This window comes from Paenibacillus sp. FSL K6-1217, assembly GCF_045040735.1.
Taxonomy (GTDB): domain Bacteria; phylum Bacillota; class Bacilli; order Paenibacillales; family Paenibacillaceae; genus Paenibacillus_AQ.
The window spans coordinates 1,461,628-1,474,102 of record NZ_CP150271.1 but is presented as its reverse complement, the minus strand read 5'-3'; the positions used below and the strand labels follow the sequence as shown (position 1 = coordinate 1,474,102).

Annotated in this window: 12 protein-coding genes; all 12 read right to left on the bottom strand. The window is 51.9% G+C overall.

Features of this window, described 5'->3' with window-relative positions; all coding sequences use genetic code 11:
• Window positions 1-58: 58 nt before the first annotated feature.
• A complete protein-coding gene (locus MHH28_RS06270) occupies window positions 59-454 on the bottom strand; it encodes a GNAT family N-acetyltransferase (protein ID WP_405113108.1) in 396 nt (131 codons plus the stop codon).
• Entirely contained in the window at window positions 447-1,727 is a 1,281-nt protein-coding gene (locus MHH28_RS06265; protein ID WP_405113106.1) for a nitrate/sulfonate/bicarbonate ABC transporter ATP-binding protein, read from the bottom strand. The genes MHH28_RS06270 and MHH28_RS06265 overlap by 8 nt, the downstream gene beginning before the upstream one ends.
• A gap of 11 nt (window positions 1,728-1,738) precedes the next feature.
• A complete protein-coding gene (locus MHH28_RS06260; RefSeq protein WP_405113104.1) occupies window positions 1,739-3,463 on the bottom strand; it encodes an ABC transporter permease in 1,725 nt (574 codons plus the stop codon).
• Between the two features lie 280 nt (window positions 3,464-3,743).
• Window positions 3,744-5,990, bottom strand: a complete 2,247-nt coding sequence (locus MHH28_RS06255) for a hypothetical protein (RefSeq protein WP_405113102.1) — start codon at window positions 5,988-5,990, stop codon at window positions 3,744-3,746.
• 321 nt (window positions 5,991-6,311) lie between these two features.
• Window positions 6,312-6,479 (bottom strand): hypothetical protein, encoded by a 168-nt coding sequence (locus tag MHH28_RS06250; protein WP_405113100.1) that lies wholly within the window; start codon window positions 6,477-6,479, stop codon window positions 6,312-6,314.
• 108 nt (window positions 6,480-6,587) lie between these two features.
• Complete coding sequence (locus MHH28_RS06245; RefSeq protein WP_405113098.1) at window positions 6,588-7,337, bottom strand: ABC transporter permease; 750 nt, start codon at window positions 7,335-7,337, stop codon at window positions 6,588-6,590.
• Entirely contained in the window at window positions 7,334-8,119 is a 786-nt protein-coding gene (locus MHH28_RS06240) for an ABC transporter permease (RefSeq protein WP_405113096.1), read from the bottom strand. Before MHH28_RS06240 ends, MHH28_RS06245 begins: the two co-directional genes overlap by 4 nt.
• Entirely contained in the window at window positions 8,116-8,829 is a 714-nt protein-coding gene (locus tag MHH28_RS06235) for an ABC transporter ATP-binding protein (RefSeq protein ID WP_405113094.1), read from the bottom strand. The genes MHH28_RS06240 and MHH28_RS06235 overlap by 4 nt, the downstream gene beginning before the upstream one ends.
• Window positions 8,830-8,920: 91 nt before the next feature.
• Window positions 8,921-9,931 (bottom strand): histidine kinase dimerization/phospho-acceptor domain-containing protein, encoded by a 1,011-nt coding sequence (locus MHH28_RS06230; RefSeq protein ID WP_405113092.1) that lies wholly within the window; start codon window positions 9,929-9,931, stop codon window positions 8,921-8,923.
• Window positions 9,928-10,605 (bottom strand): response regulator transcription factor, encoded by a 678-nt coding sequence (locus tag MHH28_RS06225; RefSeq protein ID WP_405113090.1) that lies wholly within the window; start codon window positions 10,603-10,605, stop codon window positions 9,928-9,930. Before MHH28_RS06225 ends, MHH28_RS06230 begins: the two co-directional genes overlap by 4 nt.
• A complete protein-coding gene (locus tag MHH28_RS06220) occupies window positions 10,580-10,795 on the bottom strand; it encodes an aspartyl-phosphate phosphatase Spo0E family protein (RefSeq protein ID WP_405113088.1) in 216 nt (71 codons plus the stop codon). Before MHH28_RS06220 ends, MHH28_RS06225 begins: the two co-directional genes overlap by 26 nt.
• A gap of 257 nt (window positions 10,796-11,052) precedes the next feature.
• Window positions 11,053-12,420 (bottom strand): transcriptional regulator, encoded by a 1,368-nt coding sequence (locus tag MHH28_RS06215; protein WP_405113086.1) that lies wholly within the window; start codon window positions 12,418-12,420, stop codon window positions 11,053-11,055.
• Window positions 12,421-12,475: the final 55 nt, after the last annotated feature.

The following is a 12,475-nucleotide window of genomic DNA, read 5'->3' as shown; positions in this document are numbered from 1 at the left end:
TATTTTTCGCATCCCTCCCATCTTACCACAGGCGGTAAACTTTACCATGTGAAATTGTTCATTCCAGTCCTTCCTTCACCCGCCAGATCCCGGCCGCTGTAGACGAGAATCCGCAATGCTCATAGAATTCCTTATGCTCACGGCTATAAGTGAGGGTTACTATGGTCAATCCGCGTCGAATAGACTCGTTCAATAGCTCCTTAACAAGCTGCTGCCCCACTCCGCGCCTCTGATACTCTGGATGGATGATAATGTCCTCCATATACCCGTGCTCCAGGCCGGTTCCGGCAACGTAGCCAAAGGCAATGAGTCTCCCGGCGGGATCTCTGGCTCCCGCCCAGAAATTGCACCGCTGAAACAGGGCGGGATAGTCAGAGTCTCTTCTTGTCCAGCCCACGGCTTCTCTTAGGCCAGGAACTTCCTCCGCTCGAATGTCCAGGTTGATTTCAATCATTTTCCAGATACAACACCTTTGCTTTTTTGTCGTAGGCAATCAGTTCCGCGTATCGGCCCCAGTCGATCAGTATATCCAGTTGAAGTGCGGCTTCCTCTGTCTCAAAATGCTTCTCAAAAATCTCCACGAAAAAGGCCCCTTCCATTTTATTATTTGTTTTCGATTGCAGTATCCAGATGATTTTCTCCATGATGGGAACATGCTCCAGCACCTGGTCTTTAAAAATTTCCTTCCGGGAGAGAACACTTGCATTGGCAAACTGGCGTCCTGGTTCTGTCAACTCGATATCTCCATGCAGAACCGCAGCAAATTGCAGCATTTCCACCGCCTCGACGATGGGCAGGAAATCTTCCAGTTTCAGACTTAATTGATCGGCCAGCTTGTACAAGTCCACTTGTTGACCCAGATCGTCAATCAGTTCAATGAAGCCTGTGAGGGCGCCTGCCGGAACCGGTGGTATTTTCTCGATGGTATTTTGCTTTTCTTCGGCCGGACCGGCAGGTTTCACTTCCCTTTGGGTTAGTATGGAATAGATTTGGTCCACAAGCAATGTGAACTGCGGATCTTGTTTATCCCTCCAGTGCGGCATGGGAATGGGAATATCGGAGATTACATGGGCGGGGTCCCTGGAGAGGACGATGGCCCGGTCCGACATGTAGACGGCTTCCTCAATACTGTGGGTGACCATAATGATGCATTTGGTAGGGATTTGCTTCTCCGTCCATAATTCCAGCAGGTCGCGCTTCAAGTTCTCTGCGGTCAATACGTCAAGGGCGGAGAACGGCTCATCCATCAGGAGAATATCCGGCTCCATAACGAGCGCCCGGCCGATACCGACACGCTGGCGCATCCCTCCGGACAATTCTTTGGGGTACGCTCCTTCAAATCCGTCAAGCCCAATCATATCGATGACCGAGAGGGCTTTACGCATTTTGTCGGCTTCGCGTAACGGTTTGTTCTCCAGCCCCAGCTTCACATTCTCCAGGACTGTAAGCCAAGGAAACAATGCAAATGATTGGAATACCATCCCCACACCCGGATTAGTACCGGCAATCTCGAGTCCATTATAGAGCACCGAGCCTTGTGAAGGAGGGACAAGACCTGCAATGATTCGCAGAAGAGTCGATTTCCCTGAACCTGAAGGTCCCAGGATGGATACCAGCTCGCCCTCCTTAATCTTGATATTAATATCCTCCATAATGCTTACATTTGCCTGTTTCGGCTGATCATAACGTTTGCTGATCTGCTTTAATTCAATCAATGCTTTGGTCATGTTCTACACCTCTAATCCAAGTGATATTTATTTTCGGCTAATGCATACAGCTTGCGCCACACCAGGCGGTTCACAATTACAACGAGCAGGCACATGACGAATATTCCCCAGATGATCTGCGGCCAATTGCCGTTCGTAGTGGCCTCAGCGATGTACGTACCTAACCCGGCTGCTTGAAGATTCTGATCCTTCCACGATACGATTTCGGAGACAATACTGGCGTTCCAGGCGCCTCCGCTTGCCGTAATGCAGCCGGTTACAAGAAATGGAAAGACGGCGGGGAGAATTAGTTTTTTCCAGGTCTGCCAGCGTGTCAATTTCAAAGTCACCGCAGCTTCCTTGAGATCAGAAGGAATGGCCATCGCACCGGCAATCACATTAAATAATACATACCATTGTGTCCCCAGCATCATCAGCGGAATTGCCCCAATCTCCATCGAGATCCCGAACTTCAAGTACAGAATCGTGAATACCGGAAATGCCATGTTCGCCGGAAAAGAAGACAACACCTGCACAACAGGCTGAACAATTCGTGACAGCCGAGGATTCGTTCCAATGAACACCCCGACAGGCAGCGTCCAGATTACAGCCAGAAGTGTCGAAACGACAACGCGTAACCCGGTTAGCAGACCGAGGAATACCACATGAATCAGCTCGCTCCAGCTTAAGCGGGCAATCTCCAGAATCCCCGAATACAAATATCGGAGCATAAGTACAGCGGCCACAAGCAAGATTAGCCATTTGAAGATTGTCTTGACCCGTGACGGGACAGGCGGCAATTTCACCTGTGAGCTTGTGGCGGAGAGCCGCAAGAATCCGTCATGAACCCCACCGCGCAGCTTACGGTTCAGAGCATGAACAAAGCCTGCCCGCTTCAGAAGCTCCAACACCCATGAGGTTGGCGCCTCGCCTGCTTCTGTCTGTTCATTCTTGAATTTCTGGCTCCAGGCAATAACCGGACGCCAGAAGAACTGGTCCACCATCACAATTAGCACCACCATCGCCAGGATCGCATAGATCAGGGCCTTAATATTACCTTCATCTGCGGCCAAGGCCATGTACGTCCCGATGCCGGGTAAATGCAGATCCTGGTTCAGAACGCTGATCGATTCACTGGCCGCCAGGAAGAACCAGCCTCCGCCAAACGACATCATGCTGTTCCAGACTAGGCCGATCATCGAGAATGGCGCTTCCAGCTTCGTGAACCGATGCCATCTGCCCAATTGATTCATTGCGGCAGCCTCCTTCAGATCGCGGGGGATCGTCTTAAGGGAATGATAGTAGCTGAGTGTTATATTCCAGACCTGACTGGTGAAAATAGCGAAGATTGAAGCCATTTCCACCCCCAGCAGGCTCCCCGGAAACAATGCCATAAAAGCCAGGACAGTGGCCGAAAGAAATCCAAGCACCGGAACGGATTGCAGGATATCAATGGCGGGAATCATGAATTTCTCGGCTGTCCGGTTATACGCCGCAATGCGGCCGTACACGAAGGTGAAGATCAAGGATGCTGCAAAAGCGATAAACATGCGCAGGAGCGAGCGGCCTGCATAGTAAGGCAGCCACTTAGGGGCCAGACTGAGCGAGGACAGTTCCTCTGGATCTAAAGGCACCTGCATCCCTGAGCCTAACTTTGCCGCTGCATACAGGATGGATAACAACAAGGATATGACGAGAATATCCGCCCAGCCGAAAGGTCTGCGCTGGTTCCCGTTATTGAAATAATTCAATTGCATCGTCTACAACTCCAATCTGCTCCAAATAAAAAACTCTCCTCTGCATCAGCAGGGAGAGCTACACATTCCTTCATTCACGAGAGCTGCAAGGCTATTCCGATTCAGTCATTCAGGGGGGCCTGAAGACAGACTGAATACAATAGACCTATACTGCAATGGGGGAAGGAGATGCTTCCTGCTTAACCACAACCATAGGTTCGTAAGATTGCTTATTCGGCTTCTGCTGTCCATCTCCAGTTCCCTCCCTTCATTAAATGAATTTACCAATCCTTGACTGTGCTTACGTGGCGTAGTTAACAATTGTGGCTTCCCCGGTGCGCTCATCGTAGGCGACCCATACTTCATCGCCAGCTTCAACGCCATACACCGGTTCTATGGATTGCCTGATCCGGTAGCTCTGTCCGCCGCGTTCCACGGTGATGGTGGCGAGCGGCCGATCGCCGGTTGTTCCCCGGTAGTTTACGGACAGCACTCTCGCACTGCCTTGCTTGCCTTGCAGCAGCCGCGTTTGCTCTGCAATCTCCTCCGGCTTCGCACTCACCGGAACCACTCCACCTACGGAGACTTCCAGATGTTCCGGGACGAACTGGCTGTTCACCTTGCGCAGACGTTCCTGTCCGTGCATCATCACAATCTCAAGCAGCAGCAGCTGCTGGCCGGCAAGCTTCACCGGGACCCTATGAATGCTTGTAATTTCAGCCTCTAAGGTTAGCTGACTGGCCTGATCCCTCCGCTCTGCTGGACCATACCGCAACAATCTGACTATGTTGTCCCTAACGATCAGATCTGCCCGTTCTCCGGTACGGTAGACGAAGCCGGAGGGCTGCACCACAGGTACACTGTAGGTTTGACCGGCTGCTTCAAAATGCAGCAGCAGTGCTTCCCCGCGATTCACGGGTCCACAGGACTCAATCTGCCGTAGTACCGCATCTTGAATGATCCGGGGAGGTGCCTGATCCTTAAGCTCGCTGTCCCGTACCAGGATCGCCTTATGCCTGCTCCGGTTATAGCTGATCATCACCTTATCCCCCGGTCGGATAGGGTTCAGATAAGAGATGACCTGCCGGATCTGCACTTCCTTACTCTGGCCCTGGTCCGTGAAACGGACGGTGAGCCGGACCTGCGGCTGTTCGTTGACCAGCATCCCGGTCTCGATCAGGTTGATAACCGTGCCTTGAATCAGAATTCCCTCGGCCAGCTTCCGCCGCCGGTTACGGGTGAACAGCCGTGGCAGTAAGACCATTCCCGCTACCATCAGCAAGGGAATAAAGAGCCAGATCACCCAGTTCACGACCAATGCATTCCACTGCAGCACATAGTTCTTGAAGGTCGCAGCAGATACTTGATCCTCTCCGGCGGCCATCTGCCACTGTTGCAGCTCCCCGGCGGTGATCTGGCCGCTTAGCCCTTCCTTGACCTGCAGCCAGCCTCCCAATGAGTCAGGAATTGAATAGTACAGTGTATCATTGTTGGCTTCTTTATAAAAGCTCAGCTTCGGATCTTGCAGCTTATCGTAGGATAAGGTCTCAAGCGCGGCAGTGACATTCGTGAATTCCCCGGTCTGCTCATGATACAAATACCCGCGTAAGGTACCCTTGATCTCGTCTTCCGCAGTGGACCCGGCAATCAGCGTCTCCTGGTCGTTCAGCGGGAAAAGTCTGGCCTGATAGACCGGCTCCGGCGTCTTGACGGGCTCTCCCCATTCACCCGCAGCCCCGTTGTAATATTGCACCTGCTTTGGATATTCGGAGCCTACCCTCAGTAGCCGGGTAATGTCCAGTCCGAATGGCCCGGCGAACTCCTGCCCTATCCGCTTCAGAGCTTGGGGCGCACTCTCTTGCTCTCCCTTCAGTGCAAGGAGCGGTGTGCCGTTCTTACCGAAGAGGGACGAAGCATAGGCGGTGCGCCCATCCTTAAGTCCTACTTCATAGACAGGGAGGGAATAACCATCCTGGAAGCTGAAGGAGGCTTCCCGAATGGAGACCGGCCGAGCGGAAAGAGCGGCTGATCCGTTCAGATTCGCGTAGTGTAGCTGAGCCTGGCTGACCTCCGCCACATGGACCGCCAAGCTTTTGTCCGCTCCCGCGAACAGTAACCGGCCCCGCCATTGATGTCCATCCGAGCTCAGAAATGTCGGGATATTAAAGCTTCCCTGTACCAACTCTTTCGTGCCCCCCGCCGAATCGATAACATTCACCTGCAGGCCCGTTGTATCCTTGGTTGCGATCACCAGCTTACCGGCCTGATAAGAGACCAGCCGCTGCCGGTGGATGTCGGAGCGCAGCTCGATCTCCTGCTCAGCCTTATGAGTGCCTGCATCATACAGCGTCGCCATTAACCCGTTGCTGCTGTCTGTGAGGGCAAGCACCTTCTTGCCCTGGTCCAGATAGTACAGCGCCTTGACAGGGAGCAGGCGATCCGCTGTACTGCGGACTGACCCGGTGTAATCGTTCCAGACCAGGAAGCCAAGGATCACTGCAGGAATCCAGAATATTAGAATAAATAAGGACAAAAATGATTTTCTCATCGCCTTCTCGCTCCTCTGCATGTTTCAAGCTGCGTAAATACGTCGTAAACTGAAACGTCTGTAGCGTAATCGGCGTAAATACGCCTTGGATACACGCCATCCTATATACCCTTCACCTTAAGATTCAAGCATGAATCGGGCCAGAGTCTTTAGGTTGCAAAGATCTTGTTGAGATCATGCTGTGATTGTCACCGCCGGGGAGGGACTACTTCGTCGTGATTATCCATTTGCTTAAAAACGCACAAAAAGGACGCCACTGCGCATGGCATCCTTCAATACAGCCTGTTATAGATCTTTTCAAGCCCTCTTCAAGCCCTCTTTTCAAGGCTTCTTAATCATCTCTACCCCGTCAAAGGTGAGGCTGTCAAGGTCCGTGGCCTGCTTCAACAAATAGTTGTCAAAAAACGCCTTGGTGTAAGTGGTAATGATATTGCGCTGATCCAGGGCATCGCGGGTTCCTCTGGCCCGGGAGATGATCTTCCGCTCCACGCTTGCAGACACGGTGATCTGGGCGCTTGTAGCCTGCGCATGCTTGGCAGTATTGGCCAGGCCTTCCCGGAGGACCAGCCCGTCAGCCGCGTGACCCTCCGCTTAGCCTCAGGCATCCCGTGTACGGTAGAATACAATCGCTATTGCCACAAGGGATACTGTCCAGATCATTACAATACCGGCCCCCTGCACAGGTGTAAGGACATTCAGTTCGCCAGAGGAAGGCAGCAGGTACATGTAACGTCCAGCCGTATCCGGGAAGTAAGCCGGCAGAAGCCCCCGCGACCACGGACTGATAATGAAATAATAGCCGAGCAGAATCACCAGGGCCGGAAGGGTCCTTCTCAATAAAGCCCCTACCGCCGCGCTAAGCAGTGTGGTCAAGGTCAGATAGCCCGTGGCCCCGAGCAATGCTTGTATGATTTCATGAGGTTCAACCCTTGCTGCATGACCGTCCAGCCTCCAGCCCGCATATAAGACACCAGAGGCTGTAAGGATAAGTGCGGCGGGAATCGTAATCAAGGTGAGTGCCAGATGCTTCATGAATAATTGACGCCCGCGCCAGGGGATTACCGTTAACGTTGTGCGGATCTGTCCGCCCGTATACTCGGAGCAAGCCGCTAAGATCCCCAGAATAATGAACCCTGCCTGAAGATAGCTCATCGGGGCAAGTCCTGTATTCAGGATTCCGGGTGCTGCGGCTCCTTCCTGCAGAGAGGCGGAAGTGAAGGCGGCGGTCAAAAGAAGATGAACAAGAAATGTAACCGTAACAGCAGTCCATGTCCATGGCAATGTCATCAGCTTGTCCAGCTCAGCCCTAAGGACTCGTATAGTCTTCCTGCCGGATGAGACACTCATGCCGCCACATCCCCCCTATGGAATACAATGGCTGCAATCCCAAGCAGCACGGCTACCCAGGCAAACATGATCAAACCGCCGGTAACCGGGGTGTGATAGCTGTCGAACACACTGCCTGTAGCAGCGGGCGCCACGCCGTCCTTCGTAAACATAAACATCTCTAAGCCGGCCCGGTCCGGCAAATAGAATGCCAGCTTCGTCACCTTGGCCAGCAGGACACTGAAGGATACCAGCGATGAATTAATCATGAGCACGGTAAGCGGGATCATGCCCTGCTTCGTCAGCAGTGTCAGCCCGGAGGCCAACAGTGCAGTGAAAGTCCAGTAGCAGACGGCACCGGCAAGCCGGGTCCATTCAAGTGGCGGGGCATAGTCACCTAATATATAGCGTGTGGTTGGCACAATCAGAATCACAGCAAGGATACACAGGAGGATGCTGATGACAGATACAGCGACTGCTTTTGCCAGAAACAACTGAAGCCGCGATGACACAACCATCAGACTTGTGGAAATCTGCTGCCCTCCGGCCCCTTCACTGCTCTCTGTCCGGTACTCGCTGCTGACTGCAAGCACGCCAAGGATAATAACGCCCTGTATACCAAAGCCTAACCCGATATAACCAACCTCCGGGAGCCGTGTGCTGACGCCAGCCAGAATGTCCTCCTTCTGGGCCAGACTATCGAGGGCAGCCACCACCGCAGGAGCCAATGCTCCAATAAGCAGGGCGAGCCAGATTCCCGGCAGCGAGAGCAATTTCGAGATTTCTGCATGGAATGCCTTCACCAGGCATCACCTGCCTGTTCAGAGGTCAGGGCGAAGAAGGCATCCTCCAGCGTGGAATGACTGCCGGTTACCTCCTGCAAGGTGCCGTCTGCGACAATTCTCCCCCGCTTAATGATCACCACATCGTCCACGGTCTCGGCCAGCTCGCCCATAAGATGACTGGAGAGCAGCACCGTATTCCCGGCCTCTGCCCGCTTACGCAGAAAAGTCCGGATCCAGCGGATGCCCTCCGGGTCGAGCCCATTCACAGGTTCATCCAGAATCAGAATCTCCGGGTCTGCAAGCAGCGCTGCTGCGATTCCCAGTCTTCTCCCCATGCCGAGAGAATATCGCTTCACTCTAGTGCCCGCTGCCTTGGTAAGACCGACAATATCCAGCACCTCATCGACACGTGAACGGGGCAGACCGGCAGCGCGGGCAATCCAGCGCAGGTGTGCCTGTCCTGTCCGCATCGGGTGGGCTCCAGATCCGTCCAGTGCAGCACCCACGGTTCGCAGCGGATGCTCTAATTCTGCGAAGGGCTTGCCATGAATCAAGGCGCTGCCGGAGGTAGCATGATCCAGTCCGAGCAGGATACGGAGTGTAGAGCTTTTGCCGGCTCCGTTGGGTCCCAGGAATCCCGTGACTCTTCCCGGTCTGGCTTCGAAGGTGATCCCGGATAGAATCTCCTGCGTACCGCGGCGTTTGACTAAGTTATTGATGGTAAGCAACCATAACACATCCTTTCGTTATGGTGCTAAGTATACAGCTGCAAGGTTACATCCCGGTGGGCAGTCCGTTTACTTCCGGGTTAACTTCAGGTTACATTCTGCCAATGACTACTCTCGTCCCCTGCCCGTTTGAGTTGAATTCAGCCTTCAAGTTCATTGTATTCAGCATGTATTGTACGGTCGACAGTCCTATTCCCGCCCCGCCACCGTATGCGGAGTGATCCAAGCCAGGGCCTCGGTCAGCGACAAGAATCCGTTCTTGCTGCACTTCCACGGTGATACAAGCATATTTCCCGTCCGCTGCATGGCGGATGATATTCTGAAACAGATTATCCAGCACCCGGGTCATCCATTTCGGATCTGCTGTCCAGTGGAAGGTCTCCTCTGCGGGCAGATCAACATCGACCTGAATGCCGTGTTCTTCAAAAACCGGATACCACGCAGCAACCGAGGCTCTTACCAGGCGTACCATGTCTGTGGGAGCAGGCTCGAAGGGATATTTTCCTGAGGTAAGCAAGGTATACGAGAGCAAATCATCCATCAGCTCTCCGGTCCGGGTAATAGTCTGGTTGATCTCGGCTAAGGAGCTCTGTCCTTCAGGACTCATGGGTTCTTTGTTCAGCCGGGTGACATGTCCCCGCAGGATAGTCAGCGGTGTCCGCAGGTCGTGGGACATGTTGGCAATGAGCCGTTGCCGCAGCTCTGCCTCTTCCTGCTCCCGCCTGCGGCTGTCTTCCAGCTGCCGGATCATCCGGTTGAAGGAACCGCCTAACTGGTCTATTTCATCCATGCGGCCCTTTTGAATCAAGACAGGCTCAGGCGACGAATCCGCAGCAGCGGGAGCAGCGGACATAGCTTCCTGTAAGCGGGTCAGACGTGTGCGGAGTCTCCAGAAGAACAGCCAGGACAGAACAACGAAGGCCACGATGATACCAGTGAACATAAGTACTGTAATGTAAAACAGGTTCAGCGTATTGAACCTTGGCCCGGGCCCGGAAGTTCCAAAGAACGATGAGATGACCAAAAGCACCAGCGGCGGAAGAAGAATGAACAGAAAGTGCAGCTTAAGAAAATGGCGGAACAAGGAGCGGGGCTGCTTCATAGCTTCACCCGGTAGCCGATTCCCTTCAGCGTCTCAATGATCTCCGGCGCTTCCGGGTCACGCTCCAGCTTGTGCCGCAGCCGGTGGAGATGAACCAGCAAGGTTTTGTCGCCAGGGATATACGCTTCCTCCCAGATGGCTTCATAGAGCTGTTCCTTCGTCAGCACCTGATTCGGATGGCGCAGGAAATACATTAGGATCTGATGCTGCTTCCCTGTCAATATAATCTCTTCGCCTGTGCGCGTGTCATAGAGGGTCTGTAGCTTCGTATCCACTTCAATATGAGTGCCCAGTGTAATGCGCTCCGAAGGAACTCCGCCGCTGCGGCGGATTAACACCTCCAGTCTGGCCACTAATTCATCGGTATGGAAGGGCTTCGTGAGATAGTCATCCGCGAATTGTAGGCCTTCCACCTTATCGTCTATGGAGGTTCGGGCGGTCAGCAGCAGTACAGGAACGGCGGGGGCTGCTTTTTTTAACCGTTTGCCTACGGTGAATCCGTCTAATCCGGGTAACATAATATCCAGAATAACGATATCATACTGTGCCACCGCGGCTTCGGCTCCCTCACCGGACAGCAGCCACTGTACCGTATATCCCCGCTGCTCCAGCTCCTCTTTTACCCAAGTGCCGATTTTCTCATTATCTTCAATATAAAGTATGCTTGTTCTCAAATGATTTCCTGCTCTCTATTAATCTCTGCTGCTCTCCCTTCATATTATACTGGTTAATCAATTCATCCAATACCATGGATTGCTTAAGGACCGCAGGATGCTGAAAATCCTGATGTTTCTCTGCCAGTATATGAAGCCGGTTCCGGGCCTGTTCAATACGGACCTCTACAAGCATATTTCTGTTCACCATAGAATCCTCCCTTAATGCTATCTTAGGATTATATGACAGATAATAGGATATTCATTTGATTGCACAAAATAACCCCACAAAGTGTGGCCTGGCTTCGATGGTGAATCAGGTACTTTGCGGGGACCCCGGAACATACAAAAAGGCACCCCCGAAACTTCAGGAGCACCTCTGTTTATTTTCATGATAATGATTAAGTTCCCCAGCCATGCCCCATCGTAGTCACCAAGGTTAGTGTTGTAGAGATAACAATTGAAACACTACAGAGCGTTAAGAAGAATAAGATCTTTTTTCGCATTGAACTGATACACCTCACTTGATAGATTTTTGAATTGTTCCTGTAGTTCCTGATCCGCAAATTCCCTATATTCCTCAAAAAGTGTCATACAAGCAATTATATTTTGGCTGCTATTCATGGCAATAGATATTTCCAAGCCTTTCAATACAGTGTTCAATGCCTGCTCCTTACCCTTGCTGTGATTGAATTGATAGATTGCCAGATCGATGAGGAATTGCGCATACCTCTCTTGCAGAATGGCCTGCTTGTAATCGCCACAATCTGTCTTGCCCAATTCATAGGGTATGTATGGTGCGAACCGATCTAAGATGCTGTCGACATTAAGCTTAAATACATTCGCCGCTTGAACGATATAACGCACTGCCACAAATATTTCATTCTCATGAAGCGCTATATAGTCTGCATACTCATCTATTACATCCAATTCTCCGGACATTAACCGGTACAGATAGGTGTTCGCAACGGCCCATTCTGAGAATTGGGCAATGATCTGCCGGGATTGTTCATCGTTCTCGTGTACCCAGCGCTCAGCATTTGCATACAGTTGTACAAAAGATAAGGCCCGCCCGTAATCGCCGCACGCTTCGCTGGCTGTAGCCCTGGCTAAGTATGCATACAGGATATAATAGTAGAAAGGACGCTCCGGACGCTTCAACCCTCCTTCTATGGTGTCTGACCGGCGGTTTTCCAGTTCATATTGAACGGATGCAATCCGGTGCATTTCCTTAGCGAGTTCGTCTACTCTCTTCCACTTGTGTACCAGACCATAAATATGCATTAGCTGTTTCATTGCATCGAGCTGATCGGCTGCATCCAAGCGGTTAACATACAACTCAAATTGAGTGGCTGCACGTAATTTCTCTTCCAAATCCGTTTGTTCTTCTAATTCAATCCGAAATATCCGGTACTGACATAACGCTAACCGTTCGGAATGCTGATACTTTTCGGCTTCGCTCACACCTTGATACAGTATCCTCGCAGCATGGCGTTTATCGTCCTTATACAAAAGTTCAGCGAACTCAAATAGTAAAGGTGCATAAGACAAATCCTCCAGCAGACGGTTCACAATCTGTTCAATACAATCCAAACGCCCCAGTTCTGCACATCTGAAAATAAACGGCCGTATCCGCCGCATGGAGACTACAAAAGAAAAGCATTCATCTATATAGTCTTCAAAAAAATAGTCTTCCCGCAGCTCCATTCCCGCAGTGATCGCAATAAGCTGTGCCATAGAGATTGGATGATTGCCTTTCAAGATCCGGCTGAGCGTACCTGAATTGATACCTGAGAACCCAGCAAAATGTGAATGTATCATTTGATTTCTGTTCATATACGCGAGAAGTTCATTCCGGATAGAATTTACCACTCCCAAACCCATGGACCTC